The organism is endosymbiont of Galathealinum brachiosum (assembly GCA_003349885.1).
Taxonomy (GTDB): Bacteria; Pseudomonadota; Gammaproteobacteria; order SZUA-229; family SZUA-229; genus SZUA-229.
Window position 1 is genome coordinate 80,188 of record QFXC01000014.1, and the last position, 21,189, is coordinate 101,376.

Below are 21,189 nucleotides of genomic sequence, written 5' to 3' on the forward strand. Positions count from 1 at the left end.
CACTTCATGACTCGTCTTATCAACCTATACTTAAAGACAGTTTTCTATTATTGAATAATTTCTATTAAGACTTTAATATACTGATTCATTTAGGTTATCAGGCTGTTAAGTCATTTACAGAGAAGTTTTAATTCTAATTTTTACCATTAGCTTCTAAATTATAACCTCTGGAAACAGGTGAATATTACCCCTGTTTTTACCACTGAGAAATCACCATGTCCGATAAATTTGAAAAACTAACTGAAAAACATATTCAATTCATTAAAAATCAACACATGTATTTTATCGGTACCGCTGCACCTGAAGGTTATATTAATGTCTCTCCAAAAGGCATGGATAGCTTCAGAGTCATCAATGAGAACAAGGTTATCTGGCTTAATCTCACTGGCAGTGGAAATGAAAGCGCGGCTCATGTGGTTGAATCACCGCGAATGACCATAATGTTTTGCTCTTTTGATAAACAGCCTCTAATTATGAGGTTATATGGTCGAGCAGGTGTTTTACATGAAAGAGATGAAAGATGGGATGAGCTTTATTCTTTATTCCCTGATTCTGTTGGTGCTCGTCAAATCTTTGAACTTGAGCTGGACCTGATACAAACGTCATGCGGATTTGCAGTTCCCTTTTATGAATTCAAAGGGGAACGCCCTACTCTGTCTAAGTGGATAGACAGCCGAGGTAAGGAAGGCATTAATGATTACTGGGAAGAAAAAAACACATTAAGCCTTAATGGCAAAGACACACATATATTTTAACTGGATAAATTATGCTAACTACATTTTTACTCGATAGCTGGTCTTTTTTCAAAAGACACATTATTACTATTGCCGCTATCGTTCTACCTATCTCGATACCTTTTGAAATAATTACTACGCTTCAACAAAATTCTATCAATATGGAAGAGCTTGTTCTGGCAGATTTATTATTACCTCTATTGATAGATTCTATGGTTTATCCGGTATATACCATAGCTGTTATTTTTTATATGTCCTCTGTTGTTTCTGATAAAAGTAGCGATATAAAAACACTCTGGAGCCTTGGCATTAAATTCTGGCTACCCTTTATGATTTATAGTATTGCTTCTGGAATAATTATAACGATAGGTCTGATTCTATTTATTATACCCGGGCTTATATATACCGCCAGATACGCTTTTGCTCCATTTGATCTGTTATTCAATGAAAACACACCTTTTGATGCTATGAAAAATAGCTGGCATGCTGCTAAAGATTATTTATGGATAATACTTGGTGGTTATATTGTAATAACGGTTATTGTATTCAGCCCGTTCTATTTTATATCACAGTTATTTACCCAGGGGTCAACGACGATGTTAATATTTGACATTATTTCAAATATTATTCTTTCTGTGCTGCATGTTATGTACACTGTTTTTTCATATCGTGTATATGAATACGCCAAAAATGAAAAACAAATACTATAAATACATTGTTGTAACAACAGAGTTAAGTGCATCACAAAGTCAAATATACACTGACAATATCAGGTATAATAGAACACTTAACACCTAATAATTAAGGCATTAAGTTGTGGCTTTAAAACCAACTATCTATAAATTTAGAATATCACTGTCAGATTTAAACCGTGATTATTATGACACACTCAATCTGACTGTTGCCCAACATCCATCTGAAACGACAGAACGTATGATGGTGCGGGTTTTAGCCTATTGCATTAATGCCAGTGAATACCTTACATTTTCTAAAGGACTCAGCAACGTTGAAGAGCCTGACATCTGGGCAAAAACATTAGATGAGCAAATATCCCTATGGATAGATATTGGCGAACCTGACGCAGATAGAGTAAAAAAAGCCTGCCATCAGGCACAGCTTGTTAAAATATACAGCTTTAATACAAAATCAGATGTCTGGTGGGATCAGGGTGCTAACAAATTCAATCAGCTGGATGCTTCATTTTTTCGTTTTGACTGGGCCGATATATTAACCCTGGCTAAGCTCGTAGAACGCACAATGGATTTCTCGGTCACCATTACAGAAAATTCCGCTTATATTGCAACTAAACTCGGAGAATGTGAAATTCCCTGGATAGAATTGAGCAATGGCCAGAATTAAATAATGAGTAGAGCCAGCTAATCACTAAACCTACAATACTAATGACAAACATATTCGGTAAAACGTAATGAAATCACTCTTTAGAAATATTTTCTCCCCGATACTCAATATTTTTGAATCAGGCAACGATGAATATCTGTATAAAAAATCTCACAGAATAATTTTAATTGTAATGGGAATACTCTTCACTGGACTTGCTTCGCTGGTATATGTATTAGCTGAAGGTGAAGACATTGGTTATTTATTACCAGTAGTCGTTTTTGGTGGTGCTGGGTTATTAAGTTTACTCATTGGTTTTATTGGTGAAGATAAAGCCGTTGCAAAAATATGGGGATCAGGTATTAAATAACCCCCATGAAACTCATTTACACAAATGAAAATCGTTTTATCGTTAATAATATTAAAAACATTATCGAAAATACAGGCATAGAAATTACCTTAAAGAATGAGTATATTGCAGGAGCAGCAGGTGACTTATCACCTTTCGATACCTGGCTGGAAATATGGGTTGAAAATGAAGACTATAACAAAGCAATGCAAATTGTTGATGATATAGATAACGCAGATAATTCACATGACTGGTTTTGTAGTAACTGCCATGAAAAAAATAATGCCTCATTTGAATTATGCTGGCAATGCCAGAGCGAACGTCCTTAGGATAACTAATATAGATTTTTTTCTATTAACCCTGCCATACTCAGTAAGCATACAGATAAACTAATTTAAAAGTACATTTTATACACAGGTTATATAAATGGAAAAAATACCCACAGGTTTTGATGTTCTACATAATCCAAAGTTAAATAAAGGCTCTGCTTTTACAGAGGCAGAACGTAACCAGTATGGCTTAAAGGGGCTTCTACCAGCTGGTTCAGTTAGTCAACAAATACAAATTCAAAGAGTGCTCGAAAACATTCACCGAAAAGCTTACGACATAGAGCGCTATATATTCCTGTTTGCATTACAGGGGCGTAATGAAAGGTTATTTTATCGATTATTAATTGATCATATTGATGAACTTATGCCTATTATTTATACACCCACGGTAGGACAGGCATGTCAGCAATTTGCTCATATATTTAGAGAGCCTCGTGGTTTTTATATCACGCCTGATGACCGTGGCCATATACATGATATTTTATCTAACTGGCCCGAGAAAGATGTAAGAATGATTGTTATTACAGATGGTCAACGTATTCTTGGACTAGGTGACCTTGGTGCTAATGGCATGGGCATACCTATCGGTAAACTTGTTCTTTATACAACCGGAGCCGGAATTCACCCTGACCAGTGCCTGCCTGTGATGTTAGATGTTGGAACCAGCAATCAGACATTACGTGATGACCCCTTATACCTTGGTGTTAAACAGGACCGACTGACGGGTGCTGCTTATAATGAGTTGATTGAAGAATTTGTAACAACAGTACAAAATTTATTTCCAAAAGCGCTAATTCAGTTTGAAGACTTTCTCACACCTAATGCTTATTCACTACTCAACACATATCGCAAGCGCGTGCTCTGTTTCAATGATGACATACAGGGTACCGCTGCTATGGTATTAGCAGGAATCTATAGCGCCATTCGAATTACTGGAGAACGATTTTCTGACTTACGAATACTGTTTCTTGGCGCAGGATCTGCGGCCACCGGAATGGCAGATTTAATTAAATCTGCGTTATGTAATACAGGGATTAATACCGATGATGCTTCACAAAGATTATGGTTAGTTGACCATAAGGGGCTAATTGTGAAATCTCGTACTGATCTATCTGATCATAAGCGCCACTATGCTCAGGAGCATGGTGAAATGTCATTTACTGAAACGATCAGATCATTCAAACCCCATATTTTAATCGGGGCAACTGGCGTGAAAGATACATTTACCGAAGAAGCAATACGCGCAATGTCCGAGATACAGAAACACCCGGTAATTTTTGCACTGTCTAACCCGTCATCACATTCTGAGTGTACTGCTCAACAGGCATATGAATGGACAGATGGCAGGGCTATTTTTGCAAGCGGCAGTCCCTCTGAAGCGGTTAATTATAAGAATCAGATATTTCACCCCGGACAGGGAAATAATGCTTATGTTTTTCCCGGAGTGGGTCTAGGTGCTATTTCCTGTGAAGCCAGCTTAATAACAGATGAAATGTTTCTTGCTGCATCTGCTGCGCTTGCTGAAATGGTTACCAGAGAAGATCTTAATAAAGGAACGATATTCCCTCCTCTAAAAAATATACGTGGTATTTCATTAAAAATTGCCTGTGCGGTTGCTAACAATGCATATGAAAACAATATAGCTAAAACACCACGACCTGAAAATCTAGAGCAGGCAATTCGAGAATTGATGTATGATCCTACTTATTAAACATTAATAACCAGTTAGATTAAAATGAAAAAACTACTTAAATTTACCGGACTATTCATACTATTACTTCTTATTGTTGCCATTATCCCAGTACTCTTACCTGATGAAGACTACTCTACTGGCGCCAAAGAATGGCTAGACAGTGCAAGAAGCCCGGCAACTATTGCTGAAGATAAAAATCGTTTCAATGCTCTAGTCGGATTTTATGCCGCTAAAGATGAAGATATTTTAGTAACTGGCGCAAAACTCGTAAAAGAAGCTAACACTAAAACCACTGGTTTTATGCAATCAAGTACCCATGCATTTAAGCATAATGAATACTGGGAAAAGCCCCCTCTGACAGTAACTGATAACTTGAGTGAATTATATTATGATTTCAACCAGGACAACTCTATACAGTGGTTAACTGAAAATACTGATTTATATAAATCATTAATAAATGATAATCGTGTCCTCCTTGATCGCTATAAAAAACTCATTCAGATTAATGATTTCAGTTACACCTTAAAACCGAGCATAAACTCCCCTTTTATTTCATATTCAGGTCTGGTCACGATTATGAAACTGGATAATCTTTCTATTATTCATGACTATACAAGTGGCAATGTACAAAGCGCATTTAAACGCCTTCAAAACAGCATTATTTTCTCTAAACTTATGATGCAGCAATCCCCGAATCTTTTACATAAAATGATTGCGGTGAACTTTCTTAATACATATTTAAATAGCACATCGTTATTATTGAATCAAAAAGAGTTACCTGATGACTTCACTATTTCTAATCTGTCACTTAATGAACGCTCTTTATTAAAGGCATTTCAGGGTGAGTTCACGTCTATGTCTGATGTGCTTTATATGGACAACCCGGCGGGAACATATGGTATGAGTGAATCTTTTACAGAATCATTGCTAACCAGAACATTATACAGCTACCTGAAGCCACGAAAGATGGAAAACAGAGCATATAAAGAACTCTGGCTGCCTTATCTTGCCCAACAGGATAAAACCCTCGCAAAACGAAAAGACAACAATATTAGTTCCGAATTATTAGATATCTCCTGGTGGGACATGTATCAGGATCCTGTCGGTTATGTTCTGTCCTCAATCGCAATGCCATCATACTTTTCGTATATTGATCGTATCGATCATGTTGATGCAAAAATCAGCCTAATTTCGATAAAATATAAAATTATTAACGAAAAGATCGAAAAAGATAAAATCCATGACTACCTTTCCAGCTTAAACATAGTTATAAATCCGGGTTATCAGGGTGCAAGTATTAGCTGGAATGCAGACAAACATCTGTTACATTTTATCATTCCTGATTTTAATCAAAAGCAGGATGCAGTTGAGTTAGATAAGTCACCTGTTGTTAGCATTAATTAAATATTATCGAGGATTCGGTTTTCTCCTGCACTAAAAAAGGTTACCTCTTTCTTGACCCAAATCGTATTCATAGTCATTAATGATCCATCTTATTGCAAATTAAGGCATAAGCGATTTTTAAACACGGCTAAAATAAGGTACAATTTTCCGTCATAAAATAATTAACGCTAATTTGTTTGAGGATCTCAATGCTTAATAAACTTTTTCCTTTTTTAACCTGGATTCATGAGCTTAAAGACCCCCAAATTCTCCGTGCAGACCTTCTTGCCGGCCTGACTGTTGCTCTGGTTCTCATACCACAGTCGATGGCTTACGCTACATTAGCCGGTTTACCTGAAGTTTACGGTTTATATATTGCGTTTGTTCCTGTATTCATCGCTGCTTTATGGGGATCATCTCGCCAACTAGGCACCGGGCCAGTTGCGGTTGTATCGACTATGACAGCCACCATACTGACACCTGTTGTTATTAGCATGCTAGCGCCTGATCATACACAGGAAGAATTCATGGCTCTATTTATACCAACAGCCATGCTTTTAACTCTAATGGTCGGGATTTTTCAATTTTCACTAGGACTTTTTCGCCTTGGTGCAATCGTTAACTTTCTATCTCACCCGGTTATTGTTGGTTTTACCAATGCCGCTGCTCTATTTATAGGCCTTACTCAGATTTCAAAAGTATTCGGTGTTGACATGCCCGGTGGAGCTAGTGACAACTTCCTCACTGTGCGAATATGGGGTGTAATCCAGAACCTGGATCAGACACATATACCAACACTTATAATGGGTGTGGCTACTTTTGCTATTTTAATTGGTATGAAGCGTTATTTCCCCCGATACCCCGGTGTATTATTCGCGGTAGTAGGCACCACATTGACCAGTTACATACTGGATTTTGAAGGCATGGGTGGAAAAGTTGTAGGCACAATCCCAGAAGGTTTACCCGGCTTTCAAATGCCAGCCTTCAGTTATGATGCATTTACCAGCCTTATGTTAGGCGCAGTGATTATTTCACTGGTTGGCTTTATGGAAGCTATTTCAATTGCTAAAGCAATGGCTGCAAAAACAAAAGATCGAGTCGATCCAAATCAGGAGCTGGTGGGTCAGGGTCTGGGTAACATTGCAGGAAGCTTCTTCCAGTCATACCCTGCTTCGGGCTCTTTTTCACGCTCAGCTGTCAATCTTAATGCCGGTGCTAAAACAGGTTTTTCCTCTGTTGTAACCGCTGCACTCGTTCTCATTACATTGTTATTCCTAACGCCATTATTATATCACCTGCCTAAAGCCACACTGGCAGCCGTTGTTATTATGGCTGTATTTGGTCTTATCAATGTTAAAGCCATTAAACACATCTGGCTCACCAGTAAACACGATGGAGTTGCTGCAATTGTGACTTTTTTCGCCACTATCGCTTCAGCGCCACAACTTGATCACGGTATTATGGTTGGTGCATCACTGGCAATCGGCCTGTACTTATACCGCACAATGCAGCCACGTGTAGCTTTATTAGGCCGATATAAAGACGGTACTTTACGAGACCTGAGTGTGCATAAAGATCTTCCGATGGACAATAATATTATTGCGGTTCGATTCGATGGCTCATTGTATTTTGCCAATGTATCCTACTTTGAAGATGCCATGCTTAAGGCAGTTGCGGATCACCCAACAGCAAAATACCTGCTTGTTGTTGGTGATGCGATCAATCAGATTGATGCATCAGGTGAAGAAGTACTACACCATCTGGTAGAGCGCCTCGCAGATAGCAATGTAACCGTTGTATTTAGTGGCCTGAAACGCCAGATACTTCAGGTACTTCGTGCAACTGGATTAAATAATATCATTGGTGAACAACATATCTTCCCGAATGAGGACATGGCTTTTGACGCCATATATGACATGTTAGGGCAAAGCGCATCGGGTAAATACTGCGCCCTTAAAAAATCAGATCAGTTAATTTAATCTAAATTAACGATGAATCTAAATAGGAGCCATATACATTATTGATGTATATGGCTTTTTTGTTTGCGATAGAGCAAAATAGCACCACGATCATGATTTATAATCCTTTAATAACAAAACAATAAATTAAATATAAAAAACAATATGAATTATATAAACGGCCTGCATTTCAATAATATACGCGGTGATATATACGGTGGCCTTACAGCCGCTGTCGTAGCACTTCCTCTCGCAATGTCTATGGGTGTTGCATCCGGTGTTGGCCCTATAGCCGGCATGTACGGTGCTATTTTTGTCGGCTTTTTTGCGGCTTTATTAGGTGGCACACCGTCTCAGGTCTCAGGCCCGACTGGTCCAATGACTGTAGTCATGGCTGCAATATTTATTCAATATACCGGTATGTTTCCTGACGACCCCTTACAGGGGGCGGCACTCGCATTTACCGTCGTTGTACTAGGTGGCCTGTTTCAAATAGCTTTTGGTTTACTTAAATTTGGTAAATATATAGAACTGGTTCCCCACCCGGTTGTCTCCGGTTTTATGTCGGGTATCGGCGTAATTATTATACTGTTACAGTTTGGCCCCCTTCTAGGTCAGCCCGCTGACTCTAGCCCTTTACAGGCAGCCCAGTCTATTCCTTATTATCTTTCACAGCTGGATATAAACTCTTTGTCACTGGGCCTCATTGCACTTGCAGTTGTTTATGGTGTCCCAACTTTTCTGCCTAAAGTAAATAAACTGGTTCCCTCACCTTTACTCGCATTAGTAATTGGAACCGTATCGTATCTGGTATTTTTTGCCGCAGGCAGTACACCGATTATTGGAGAAATACCTACCGGTTTTCCTGATTTTCATTTACCTGTTATTGACGTTTCACTAGCTTTAACGATGGTTGCATCCGGCCTGACTCTTGCTGGTTTGGGCGCCATTGATTCATTACTGACATCACTTGTTGCGGACAATGTTACACGTTCACAACATAAACCTGATCGTGAGTTAATTGGTCAGGGTATTGGTAATACCATAGCGGGTTTATTCGGCGGTTTACCCGGTGCAGGCGCAACCATGCGAACGGTTGTAAATGTAAAAGCAGGTGGTCGAACACCTATTTCCGGTTCATTACATAGTGTCATTCTATTAATTATTGTACTGGGTGCCGGTAGCCTTGCCAGTGACATACCCAAAGCGGTTCTAGCAGGTATCTTAATTAAAGTTGGAACAGATATTATTGACTGGGATTATCTTAAAAGAATGAAAAGTGCACCACGTGCGGGTGTATTAATTATGTTTACCGTTTTAATCATTACCGTCACCATCGATTTATTACTCGCATTTGGTGTCGGCATGGTCATCGCCAGTTTTCTATTTATGCAACGTATTACCGATATGCAAATTGAACAAATGCGCCCCATAATTTCGCCAACTGACGAGATTCCATTAAGTGATGTAGAAAATGAAATATTAAAAAATTCTAATAACGAGATTATGTTATTTCACCTCAGTGGACCGATGAGTTTCACCTCGGCAAAAGCCCTGATTAGACGACATTCTAGTGCTCTTGACTACAATATTATGTTACTGGACCTGACAGACGTATCGGTTATCGATTACACATTTACCAAAGCACTGGATGACATTATTATTAATACGCTTGAAACAGGTAGAAAAGTATTTCTCATCGGTGCTAGCGGCAAGGTGCATAGTATGTTGCAGAATCAAAACGTATTAAAACACTTTGAAGAAAACACCATGTTTTCGCAACGAATTCTAGCGTTAAAACATGCTCAGGAAGTTATCGACGATAAGTCATAAGCTAAAACTACGGTAAATATGAGAAGTGAAAATACATAAATTTCTGCTCCACACTGGATGGAGTAATATGATTTTCACTTCTTACATCAAGCAATTTAAAATCGCCACCTAGTTCTGCTGATATTTTTTCTACATCATATTGAACAACATCTAAACCACTGCACTTATCAGGTCCTCCAACTTCAAAAGCAGCAAGAATGAGAACACCTCCTGACTTAAGCGTCTGTTTTAATATATTAATATATTTTTGTCTGTCACTTTTATCTGTCAAAAAATGAAATACCGCTCGATCATGCCAGAGTGAGAATAAATGCGGCGCATTGAATTCTGTTATATCGCTTTCATACCACTCTATCTCTAATGCTGTTTTACCGAGTCGCCTCTGACTACTTAATAGTGCATTTTGTGATATATCTAAAACCGCAAGATTTCTAAAGCCTAAACCATACAGATAATCAACAAGTTCTGACGCACCGCCACCTACATCAATAATAGCGTCATCAGAATTGATCTGACTATGTCGAATTAATTCCAGGGATAATAACGGATTTTTCTGATACCAGCTCACTTCATGGGAATCTTTATCCTGATAAATACCTTCCCAGTGATTTTTTCGATTAAACATAAAATTATTTTCTTCAATAATTGTTAGAATCTATTTTCTAAACCAAAAACGATATACTCCCGGGTTTCTTTATTGGATCCACCCTTTACTACATCTGTTACATCAACACTTTCTAAATGCACACCAATTACTGGATATAAGCCTCCAAGTGTTTGCGTGAATAGCATTCTAAGACCGAATCGAATAGTAACTTCCTCAAGCTCAATTGTTTCGGTTATAAATGCATTAGCAGAACTATTTAACACCTGTAAATCATATTTTTGTGGCAGTAATTCATAATCAGCTAAAAAACCTACATTTATGCTTCCACCCGTTTTGTAAACCGATTCAAAAGAAACAGCATAAGAAACATCCTGCTCCATAGAACTTGTTCCTGCACCCTCACCAGGCACGAGAGGTTTAAATCGAGTTGTTTGATCAACATCTAACTGCGATATTGGCGAAAAACTTAAGCCAAGCCGCATTAACAGATTATGATCCAGCAAACTCCAGGCAATATCAGTATTAAAATTCGGTTTTAAAACCGTGATATCAATTTCATTATCAAAAGCAACATAATCACCTCCAAAGGAAGCGGGTAATTGAAAATAGCCAAATTCGAGCTTACCTATATCGATGACCTCAAGATCAAAACCCACAGACCATTTAGTAATTCCCGAGGCCCGCTCATATGTGATCGCATTAATTTTCAACCGATTTTCTTCGGTACTTGTACCTATTCGACTATCACTAAAACCATCAATTACATCATTTGTCTGAGACGAGCCACTTCTAAAACCCAAACCTGAAAACCAGTGTTTATCCCAGCGATAAGGTATAAAAGCATCAGGTGTAATTTTACCGTCATCATAACCAAAATCGATACTAAAACGATCATCAAATTGTTTAACAGGTTGCGAATCAGCAAGTACAAGTGTAGACCCTGAAATTGATATTAATAAAATACCAAGTGTTTTATTAAGCATATTACTCATCATCTAAATTAATTTATTTAAATTGTACAAAATGCAGATTATCACCCGCGACAATACCATCACCATTAGGCGTAACTTCTATATCTGATCCATTTATTGTCTGCCTTGAAACCATGAACATATCTTCAGGGTCAGAAACATCATAAATCCCAGTTAAACCACTATCATGAGTACAATATAAATGATTTAAACCTATCATTGCCATATCTACACAGGATGAATTAGTTGATATTTGTTGAGTAATAAAAGGATTATTAACATCACTAATATCAATAGCAAAAAGAGATGATGCGGCTGAAGAAAAATAAGCCATTGTTGCTGTCGAATTAATAATCATGTCCGTTATTGAAGCACTCATAGTAGGCAAATCAACAAATGAAATTATAGAAGGATCATCAATAAGACCATCACTCGCACCTGGGTCACCAATAAATATAATGTTTAATCTGTTGGTTGTTGCAACATATAAATAATCACCTGAAACGGCTAATTTTTCTGTTCGACTGGAGGACACTGAAGGGATTGCTACAGAGTTTACAGGAGCGGAGCCTCCAGATAATGGAGGCGTTACATCATAAATTTGAACTGCTGCTGTATCCATTAAATAAATATAATTACCATTATTTCCCGAGTAAGCAATATCTTTTCCGTCACTGGCACCTACCGAATCTGTTGTTGTAGCAGTCGGTGTTATTAAATCTAAATCAATATTGTGCTCAATTAATTGTGTGGAACGACTTATAAACACTTCAAATATATCGTTACCACTATCTAAAACATCTATTGCCTCTCCTGAATTAAGAATTAATGGATTTGCAGTTCCAGGCTCATTAACAACCAGAGGTAAACTTATATCCGAGATATCCAGTATCGAACCTGTATCAGATGAACTAATCAGAAACAAATAATCACCTCGTATTTGCATATCATGATCAGAAGCAGTTATAGGTGTAGTAGAAATAATAGATGGGTCAAATGGTGTATTAACCGAATCAAAATTCAAAGTATAAAAATCAATATCACCTGCATGCATATAACTTACCTGTTGGGTATACAGTGACATAGGGGTTGCACCACTTATATCATTATTGGTGGGCTCATTAAGACTCGTATTAGTAAATTCATTAACATCTAACGAAAGAACGTCACGACCAAAACCAATTCCATAGGCTGTTTCTGAAGTAACAGTTGGCGTACTCACAACCAGCTCATAACTATCCAGTGCATTATAAGGAATATATCGGCTTGCATAATCGGTTACTCGCACCGGTTTAAGACCAGGAGCAATTAAATACCCCTCTGCTCCATGGGTAATGATACTGGGTCTTTCCATTGACACTTTCACTGGAATAGCCGAACTCAATGTAAAGTTCACACGATCAGACCAGCTCTGGCCATTTATATCTGTCAATGTCACATCAATGGATAATTCTTTATCCGTTAACGGTCGATTAAAACTCATTGATACTGATGATTCAAAAAAGGCTCCTGATGCAATACCCGTTGTCACAGAAGAACTTGAAAATGATCTGACATCCGGGTCATCTAAAGATAAACTGATTGTTAAGCCTGACACATCCTGTGTGCCAACATTCGTAATATGAATAAATTTGTTGTAAGTAATTTCCTGTTGACCATCAAGCGTGCCAAAAAATGCGAATTCGTTCGTTAAACGTGAAGGATTTTCATAACTTCCATAATCATCATGCATTTCACTTTTAAAGTTATATAAAGAAGTACTAACCAGAGTAAAATCACCCAAATTTTTATTTTCTCCTTCTACAGTAACCTCTGTTTCAACTTCATTGCCACTTCCATCTGTAGCCCGGAGTAAATACTGACCAGATGGTAACTGAGTTGTGAAATTTCCATCAACATCCGTTGTAGCCAGACTATTAACCGAGCTGTCACTGATATTAGAAAGAATGACATTTACACCACCAATACCTGATAATGCCTGATGCATAGTAGTAGAAATTTTTCCGAACGCATCAACAGTTATTTTAGGAACAACCGGAGCGGTACCTAAAGAGCCTACAGCTCCACTAACCTGAACGTTTGGTATACCTGCACGAATCAGATGATATGTTTCAAAATCGGTTCTAATAAATTTAATTAAATTATTATTTACAACAGTTAAAGGTAAATGATAATAGTCACCTAACCAGACCTTCTCTGCACTATCTACATATAACCACTGTCCTTTCAAAGCGCCATCAACCTGATCACCGACAAGAAGTTCGATAGAGCCTTCAATATTTACGCTGCTATTGGTAATCACTGTATTAGCCGTGATTTTTGCTATGCCTTTTCCACCTGTTTCAGGTGATGTACTGGCAAGCCCTGTAGAAGAAACTGAGACACCTACTGAGGTATTAAATGATTCAACTTTTTCGACACTCCAACTAATAAGATTAGTTAGATCTTTACTTGTCGCATCACTGAATACTCCTGTAGCCGTTAACTGAACACTGGCATTCATCGGTAAGGAAGGTGCACCTGGTGTTACACGAATGCTGCTTAATTTACTACTGGTAACGGTTACACTCACGTCTGCTGAATCAGAGGTACCATCCAGATAACGACAGTTAACACTTACAGTTGCTACCCCTTCAAGCAATCCCACCATTAAAAAATTGGCACCGCTGAGTGTATTTTCAGGCAGTTCAACTACGTTGCTATCCGATGACGAAACGGTACAACTGGCCAGAAAATTTTCTCCATCATTAAGCACTACTTTAAATGGTTCTTTTTGAGCAAGCTCTAAAGTCGCAGGAACCGTAATACTATTATTTATTTGAGTTGGTGTGACAGTTGAGTTTGAAGAAGAGCTATCACCACAAGCGGAAAGAAAAAATAAAGAAACTAAAACCAGATAAAAAGCAAACGCCCTATCCTTAAACACCCCTGAAACCATCTGCAAACCCCCTATTACAACACACATCATGTCTTTTTTAGATATGTCCTATATTAATATTGAAAAATTCTAAACTAAATCATATTAATCAATACGACATTCACATAAGTGTAGTATTTATATGACAATCTATTCTATAAGTAATGACATAATCCCATTAATTAGAGGCAATGTTGATAAATATCATAAATCTAAGTGAACTCTGATTTAGCTAAACAGCTATATAAGTCTTCGACCATATAACCAGGAACCCTCAGGGACTAATATCTTATTATTAAAACTCCAATTTAAATTAATTCTATTATTTTATGTAAGGGAATATACGTTAGAACCTTTGATATCACTGGTAAAACATTTAAGCAATAACTATAAATATTACTTCCAGCAGGAGCATACTGATAAGTATATTCTATAAGACAGAATTACCACTCATCATATTTGTAGATAACAAACAGCTGTTTACTGCTATAAATGTAAGTAATGTTTTTTAACTGATTTACTAAAAAACCAAATAATAAGACTAACATATGAAAAACACTCCTCCTGTCACGCTTGATGAACATGAACAGTTTATGTCTAAGCTGCGTTCAGTTATCGACCTTACTACCAGCACAGTTGGTGATGAATACTTCATACATCTCTCTGAGGAGTTATCAAAAGCTTTTGATGTAGAATATGTCGCTATTTCAGAATCTGTCGACAATTTCAAAAGAATACGAACCATTGCTTACTGGTGTAAGGATGAACTGGTTCCTAATGTAGAATATGAATCTAAAAATACACCCTGCGGGAAATTACGTAAAAATGAAATTACGTTTTATCCGTCAAAGTTAAAATCCTCTTTTCCGTTAGACCCTTACATTGATGAATTGAAAGCTGAAAGTTATTTAGGCATGCCCTTCTATGACTCCGATGGTTCGGCACTGGGTATTATTTGTCTTTTAGGTACGAAAGCAATGGATAAAAGCATATATAATGAATACCTGTTAAAGATTATTACTGCCAGAGTGAGTGCTGAATTTATACGTCGTAGAGCAGAACAACAACTAACCTATATGGCTACTCACGATGCATTAACAAATATTCCAAATAAAATGCTATTTCGAGACAGACTAAATACAGCTATTTCAAGAGCTGAACGTAATAAAAGTAAATTTGGATTACTATTTATTGATTTAAATAACTTTAAAATTCTGAATGATAATTTTGGTCATGATACTGGCGATAATTTTCTAATTGCAATAAGTAAAAAGCTGAAATCCTGCTGTCGTGAATCTGATACCTTATGCCGATTTGGCGGAGATGAATTTGTTATCATAATTGAAGCGATTACAGATGCAGATAACATAGATAAACTAACAAAATCATTACATCAAAAAGTTGTAAATGAAGACTATTTAATTAATGACAATCTGTTTCAGGCGGATTTAAGTATCGGTGCCGCTATTTATCCTGAACATGGTATTAATTCAGACATGTTACTTCAACACGCTGATGAAGCGATGTACAAAGCTAAAAAATCTCATATCCCATATAAGATATATACTGAAGCACATTCCCTTACTCATTAATAAAGAATTTCTTTAACGAGGTGTTCTACTCTTTGGTTTAAACTTTCTTTTTGGTGGTCTTGAACCATCATTACTGCCTGATGCTTTCCCCGCTCCCGAACGCCTGTTTCTATTCTTATTAATTTTCTTACCTGTAGATGGTTTTGGAGATTGTCCAGGTGATTTATGTCCCTGTGCATTTTCAGCAGAACGCTGACCGTCTTTATGACCCGTTTTGGGTTTTTTAGGCCTCTTGGGTTTTTTATCTTTTTTCCATAATTTCGATTCAGGAACATCATGACGTGGCTCAAAACCATCAATTAACTTACGAGTTAATAATTTTTTAATTAAATGCTCTATATCGCTTAACTGATCAAATTCATCTGCACTAACCAGAGATACTGCCTGACCTTCTAAGCCGGCGCGCCCTGTTCTGCCTATTCTATGAATATAATCTTCAGCTACATTAGGTAAGTCAAAATTAACAACCTGAGGCAAATGATCTATGTCCAGACCACGTGCGGCAATATCGGTTGCAACTAATATATCTACTTTCCCCTGTTTAAACTCATTTAATGCTTTAGTTCTCGCCCCCTGGCTTTTATTACCGTGAATTGCAGCTGATTTAATATCTTTCTGATTAAGGTAGTTACTCAGTTTATTGGCCCCCTGCTTGGTACGGCAAAAAACCAGAACCTGTTGCCAGTCATATTGCTTAATTAAACTGGTAAGCAAGTCCGGCTTTTTCTTTTTATCGACAGGGCATATCCACTGTTTAACTGTTTTGGCTGTGGTATTACGAGGCGTAACCGATATTTCAACCGGTTTATTCACCAGTCCTTTTGCAAGCTTTCTGATCTCATCAGAAAAAGTAGCGGAAAACATCAGGTTCTGCCGTTGCTTTGGAAGTATCGCCAGAATTTTACGAATATCGTGGATAAAGCCCATATCAAGCATTCTGTCAGCTTCATCTAATACCAGTATTTCCAGTTGTTTGAATTTAATCGCGTTCTGATTATAGAGATCGAGTAAACGCCCGGGTGTTGCTACTAGAATATCCACACCCTTTCGTAAGGTCATCATCTGAGGGTTAATTTTTACACCACCGTATACAACCGTTGAACGTAATGGTAAATATTTACCATAGGTAAGCACGCTCTCCCCTATCTGAGCCGCCAGTTCTCTTGTCGGTGTTAAAATCAGTACCCTTGCCTGATTAGCGCTCGCGCGTTGACCTTTAGTCAGTTGATGTAATACAGGTAAGGTAAATCCGGCTGTTTTTCCGGTTCCAGTCTGCGCCGCCGCCATTAAATCCTTTCCCTGAAGTACCACAGGGATCGCTTTTCTCTGTATCGGTGAAGGCGTTTTATAGCCTTTTTCTTCAATCGCTTTTAAGATTTCAGGGCTCAATCCAAGTGATTGAAATTTAACTTCAGAATTCATATTTTTAATGTTTCTATTGCACTATAAGCCTATATGTAGGCTTATAGCTTACACGAAGCGCTTAAATACTTCACATTTATAGCGGTGTCTATATTAAAACATGTCTTAAAAATAGTGACATGGATCAATCCTGAAACCTCTATTAGCAAAAACTGATAGACGGTACATATAAGACCTTGCATATATTCTGTTTTACTAATATTATTTAGCCATGATCTATTTAGATCGAAGCGCATGAAAGAAAACTGTTAATTAAATGAGGAAAGATATAATGAAAACTTTAAAAGTAATCGCTGTTGCAGCTACTCTTGCTCTTGCATCTACTACTGCTAGTGCATGGTGGGGCCCTTTCAATAACAATGGCTATAACAATGGCAATGGTTATAACAACAACAACTGGAACAACAATGGTTACGGTAACGGCATGGGCGACATGATGGGCGACGGTAACTTCGGCTTCAACATGAGCGGTAACGGTCGTGGAAATGGTCAGGGTTACGGCAACGGTTACAACCAGTTCCAAAACCAGAACCAGTATAACGGTTACAATGGTTATAACGGTTACAATGGCTATGCTCCAGCACCTTACGGTTATGCTCCAGCACCATACGGCTATGCTCCTGCTGCTCCAGCACCAGCTGCACCTGCAAAATAATAACTTTTTAAATTAAAAGTTATTACAAAGAAGCTGGGCACTTATGTGACCAGCTTTTTTTTTGCGTATAAACGGAGAAATACAATGAGCAACCAAGAAGCAGAAAAAAATCAATTAAACAAACAGTCTGATTCAAATCCTGTCATCAATAACACTGAAACACAAATAGTTGACGACGATTATGGTTTAAAAAAACTGACTATATATACTGTTCTGTTCAGTATTACCTGTTTAGCTGTTGCAGGTATCTGGTATAAAAAAGATGAAATTCCTTTTGAAGAAATATCTAATACTTCTGTCGAAATTTACGACGTAAGCTCTAAATTTATAACTGAAAACTACAACACGATAATGAACAGCCTTTTAGAAGAAAAGACTGTTATTACTGATACCGCTACAACAGAGCCAGAAGTTTCTCTTTCTGATGATACTGTTGAAATCACAACACCAGATTCAACGACTATTACAGAAGTTAAAGCAACTGAAGAAATAGTAGAGCCTGCAGTTGTAGTAGATACAACACAAGATGAAACTATTTCTACTGAATCAGAAGTTATCAGTGATGAAATCATAACTGAAGATGTTGTTGTAACTGAAGCCTCGTCTGAAGCCGTTGATATTACAGAAAATGCGGTTGAAGAAGTAAACGATACAGTTGTTTTAACGACAGACATCGAAGAAGTAAAAGAAGCACAAACTTCAGAAATAAATACAGAAGTAACGGTAATAAATGCAACTGATGTTACAGATATTGATATTGCTACTACTGAAACAACTGAAGCTGAGATAACTATTACTGAGACTCAGGAAACTAAAGCTATTATTGAAACAGCTGATAGAGCAGTAACAGATAAGCTGGTTGAAGTTGCTGCTACACCCGAAATTAAAGCAGTAACAACACCTGCATTTAATCAACCTGCACGTGGCATTTACCAGGCACCTCGTGGTTATGCTTATGCCCCTGCGCCATATCGTTACTCTGGCCCTGCTGTAAATATGCCTTTTAATAATATGGCTAGAAACAACATGCCACGTAACTACATGCCTCAAAATAACAGGATGTTACAACAGCCTCAAACTTTTGAGCAGAACATGCAAATGCAACAACAAATGATGCAACAGGCAATGAAAATGCAATCAGCCATTTTCAAAGATGCTGATAGACGACATCAGGAAATGTTAAAGCGTGTTGCTGAGTGGAAAGTTCAGGCACAGGAACGACGTGATGCTGCTAATGCTCGTTATAAACGCCCTGCTTATATGAATTAAAATTTATTAAATCAGCGAAAGCCAGAGCAGCCTGTAAATTGCTCTGGCTTTTTATTTACCCCCTCCTTTCCGATCTTTAATCTTACAGTCACTCAACCTGACCAGCTTTAAAAAACCCATATCTAGATTCTATATATTATTTTTCTCATAATCAGATCAGCGGCACCATAATATATTGCATATATTATAATTTACTTATATTATTCAGTAATGATCTTCGCGGATCTAGCGCATGAATTTTAAACTGCTAATTAAACAGGAAATGAAAATGAAAACTTTATCTATTATCGCTGCTGTTGCAGCAATCACTGTTTCTACATCTGCAAATGCATGGTTTGGAAATAACGGTTCAAATAACTTCGGTAACATGAACAACAACGGTTTTGGCAACGGCAATGGCGCTGCTAATGGTGATTTTGACTCAAGCTTCTCTTTTGGCATGAGCGGTAAAGCAAATGGTCGTGGTAACGGCAATGGTTATAACGCTTATAACGGTAACAATGCATATAACGGCAGCAATGGTTACTACCAGCAGCCACAGTATGGTTATGCTCCAGCACCATTAACTAAAGAACAAATTGAAGAACAACGTGCTATTGCTGAAAAAGCACAGAAAGAAGCTGCGGAGCGTTACCAGGAAATGGTTAAAAACGCACCTAAAGCACCTGCTTTCCCAGTAGCTCAAACTCAACCACAACCTTTTCAACCAGCTGCATTTGACCAGCAGGCAATGATTAAGAAAATGGAAGAGCAACGTGCACAAATGATGAAGATGATGGAAGAGCGTCGTAAAGAAGCTGAAGCACGTCATCAGGATTTTTTAAAGCAAGTTAAAGATGCTCGCGCTACGAAGGTAGAAACTCAAAAGAGTTAATTTAACGGGGACATCTTCCCCCCTCCCCGTTAAAAATTGAAGCGTGATGCACAAACTGTGCGTATTTACAAAGGAGATCTGTAAATACACACCGTACGTTTAGCAGCATCATGCGCTGCTGGGTGTAGTAGCTGGAGTTACTGCACCCATTTTTTTGCCTGAAAAAAATCGTTTAGTTATTAGGAAATACTTCCCTTGCCGCCCATTCGGCAAATGCCTGTCGAGTACAACTGTCTGCTGTATTAAATCTCTGCCCTTCAACTACACGGTAAATCACCATATCGTTTTTCGGATTAGATGACTTTGACTCATCAATAATGCTGCGAACCGACCAGTCAGTTCCATGCAAACCATTAGTATAAAAATGCCCCAGTTTAACCTGATCTAACATCACCTTCTGATTTCGAGAATGATCGAAACTTAACTGAATCACCCTTTGTAAATCTTCTATTGTTACATCCATAACCAGATCCATATCAGAAATAGCCTGTTCAACCGCTTTTTTATCAACAAGATTTATATGATATTTATCAACTTTTGCTGGCTGGTCAGTAAAACGCATCATTACCGCTGCTGGATATCTTCTCCAGGGAAAGAAGCCATTAAATACAATAGCAACAATAAGAATGATTAAAGTGTTTAAAAGAATTGGAGACAATATATAAGAATAACCCAATGAATGAATTGCGGGGCCGCCAATTATTGCTGCTAAAGCCGTTGCGCCACCGGGAGGGTGTATACACTTGAAAATATGCATTGCACCAATGGCAAAACCAACTGCCAGACCAGCTGAAAGATAAGTATCACCAAACATCTGATAACAGATAACACCGACGACTGCTGAAATAACATGGCCACCAATTAAAGACCAGGGCTGAGATAATTTGCCATGGGGAACAGCAAATAAGAGAACAGCTGAAGCTCCCATAGAAGGAACGATGAGAGCGGCACCAGTTGCACCTGAAACCTTAAAACTGACCAGTGAAACCAGACTAACACCAATGATGCCACCGAGTGTAGCAACTAGTTTTTCTGCATGACTGACACAGTCAAAATCTAGTGCCATAAAACGTTTCAGCTGAATCAACCAGCCGGGTAACTTTATCATTTTACTCTTTACTGACATTAATTTCCCTAAAACCACACAAAAATTACGATTTATTATACATATAATTAATACGTATTTATGTTTACTCAATAATTTAATTAATAGCTCGCTCAATCTGCTTAATTGGTACAAGCCTGATTATGGGTTTAAGATGGTT

At 37.8% G+C, this 21,189-nt stretch carries 18 protein-coding genes; 13 read left to right on the forward strand and 5 right to left on the reverse strand.

What is annotated here, in order from left to right; all coding sequences use genetic code 11:
• The first annotated feature begins 215 nt into the window (after positions 1 to 215).
• The 9 genes from DIZ80_16955 to DIZ80_16995 all read left to right on the forward strand — a co-directional run bounded on the left by DIZ80_16955 (position 216) and on the right by DIZ80_16995 (position 9,617).
• Positions 216 to 755 (forward strand): pyridoxamine 5'-phosphate oxidase, encoded by a 540-nt coding sequence (locus tag DIZ80_16955; GenBank protein RDH80716.1) that lies wholly within the window; start codon positions 216 to 218, stop codon positions 753 to 755.
• An 11-nt stretch (positions 756 to 766) separates the two neighbouring features.
• The gene (locus DIZ80_16960) at positions 767 to 1,444 is read left to right on the forward strand and encodes a hypothetical protein (protein ID RDH80717.1); all 678 of its coding nucleotides are present in this window, start codon (positions 767 to 769) and stop codon (positions 1,442 to 1,444) included.
• 106 nt (positions 1,445 to 1,550) lie between these two features.
• A complete protein-coding gene (locus DIZ80_16965; protein ID RDH80718.1) occupies positions 1,551 to 2,093 on the forward strand; it encodes a hypothetical protein in 543 nt (180 codons plus the stop codon).
• Between the two features lie 67 nt (positions 2,094 to 2,160).
• A complete protein-coding gene (locus DIZ80_16970) occupies positions 2,161 to 2,442 on the forward strand; it encodes a hypothetical protein (protein RDH80719.1) in 282 nt (93 codons plus the stop codon).
• Between the two features lie 5 nt (positions 2,443 to 2,447).
• Positions 2,448 to 2,750, forward strand: coding sequence for a hypothetical protein (locus tag DIZ80_16975; GenBank protein ID RDH80720.1), 303 nt, complete (start codon positions 2,448 to 2,450; stop codon positions 2,748 to 2,750).
• A 97-nt stretch (positions 2,751 to 2,847) separates the two neighbouring features.
• Positions 2,848 to 4,461 carry an NAD-dependent malic enzyme gene (locus DIZ80_16980; GenBank protein ID RDH80721.1) on the forward strand — a complete coding sequence of 538 codons (1,614 nt, stop codon included), beginning with the start codon at positions 2,848 to 2,850 and terminating at the stop codon, positions 4,459 to 4,461.
• Positions 4,462 to 4,485: 24 nt separating this feature from the next.
• Positions 4,486 to 5,847, forward strand: a complete 1,362-nt coding sequence (locus DIZ80_16985; GenBank protein RDH80722.1) for a hypothetical protein — start codon at positions 4,486 to 4,488, stop codon at positions 5,845 to 5,847.
• A 188-nt stretch (positions 5,848 to 6,035) separates the two neighbouring features.
• Positions 6,036 to 7,805: a sodium-independent anion transporter gene (locus DIZ80_16990; protein ID RDH80723.1), complete on the forward strand. Its 1,770-nt coding sequence runs from the start codon at positions 6,036 to 6,038 to the stop codon at positions 7,803 to 7,805.
• A gap of 144 nt (positions 7,806 to 7,949) precedes the next feature.
• Entirely contained in the window at positions 7,950 to 9,617 is a 1,668-nt protein-coding gene (locus DIZ80_16995; protein ID RDH80724.1) for a sodium-independent anion transporter, read from the forward strand.
• 7 nt (positions 9,618 to 9,624) lie between these two features.
• Here DIZ80_16995 and DIZ80_17000 read toward each other — a convergent pair whose 3' ends face one another.
• Genes DIZ80_17000 through DIZ80_17010 form a run of 3 tightly spaced genes read right to left on the reverse strand, consistent with a single transcriptional unit; the run spans position 9,625 to position 14,163 of the window.
• Positions 9,625 to 10,242, reverse strand: coding sequence for an SAM-dependent methyltransferase (locus tag DIZ80_17000; GenBank protein RDH80725.1), 618 nt, complete (start codon positions 10,240 to 10,242; stop codon positions 9,625 to 9,627).
• A 23-nt stretch (positions 10,243 to 10,265) separates the two neighbouring features.
• Positions 10,266 to 11,207, reverse strand: a complete 942-nt coding sequence (locus DIZ80_17005; GenBank protein ID RDH80726.1) for a hypothetical protein — start codon at positions 11,205 to 11,207, stop codon at positions 10,266 to 10,268.
• A gap of 22 nt (positions 11,208 to 11,229) precedes the next feature.
• Entirely contained in the window at positions 11,230 to 14,163 is a 2,934-nt protein-coding gene (locus DIZ80_17010) for a hypothetical protein (GenBank protein ID RDH80727.1), read from the reverse strand.
• A 497-nt stretch (positions 14,164 to 14,660) separates the two neighbouring features.
• Here DIZ80_17010 and DIZ80_17015 point away from each other — a divergent pair, with 497 nt between their 5' ends.
• Positions 14,661 to 15,704 (forward strand): hypothetical protein, encoded by a 1,044-nt coding sequence (locus DIZ80_17015; GenBank protein ID RDH80728.1) that lies wholly within the window; start codon positions 14,661 to 14,663, stop codon positions 15,702 to 15,704.
• Positions 15,705 to 15,716: 12 nt separating this feature from the next.
• Here DIZ80_17015 and DIZ80_17020 read toward each other — a convergent pair whose 3' ends face one another.
• Complete coding sequence (locus DIZ80_17020; GenBank protein RDH80729.1) at positions 15,717 to 17,126, reverse strand: ATP-dependent RNA helicase; 1,410 nt, start codon at positions 17,124 to 17,126, stop codon at positions 15,717 to 15,719.
• 271 nt (positions 17,127 to 17,397) lie between these two features.
• Here DIZ80_17020 and DIZ80_17025 point away from each other — a divergent pair, with 271 nt between their 5' ends.
• The 3 genes from DIZ80_17025 to DIZ80_17035 all read left to right on the forward strand — a co-directional run bounded on the left by DIZ80_17025 (position 17,398) and on the right by DIZ80_17035 (position 19,924).
• Positions 17,398 to 17,781, forward strand: coding sequence for a hypothetical protein (locus DIZ80_17025; protein ID RDH80730.1), 384 nt, complete (start codon positions 17,398 to 17,400; stop codon positions 17,779 to 17,781).
• Between the two features lie 84 nt (positions 17,782 to 17,865).
• A complete protein-coding gene (locus DIZ80_17030; GenBank protein RDH80731.1) occupies positions 17,866 to 19,050 on the forward strand; it encodes a hypothetical protein in 1,185 nt (394 codons plus the stop codon).
• A gap of 232 nt (positions 19,051 to 19,282) precedes the next feature.
• Entirely contained in the window at positions 19,283 to 19,924 is a 642-nt protein-coding gene (locus DIZ80_17035) for a hypothetical protein (GenBank protein ID RDH80732.1), read from the forward strand.
• A 172-nt stretch (positions 19,925 to 20,096) separates the two neighbouring features.
• Here the strand turns inward: DIZ80_17035 and DIZ80_17040 are convergent, their stop codons facing one another.
• Entirely contained in the window at positions 20,097 to 21,050 is a 954-nt protein-coding gene (locus tag DIZ80_17040; GenBank protein RDH80733.1) for a hypothetical protein, read from the reverse strand.
• Between the last annotated feature and the right edge of the window lie 139 nt (positions 21,051 to 21,189).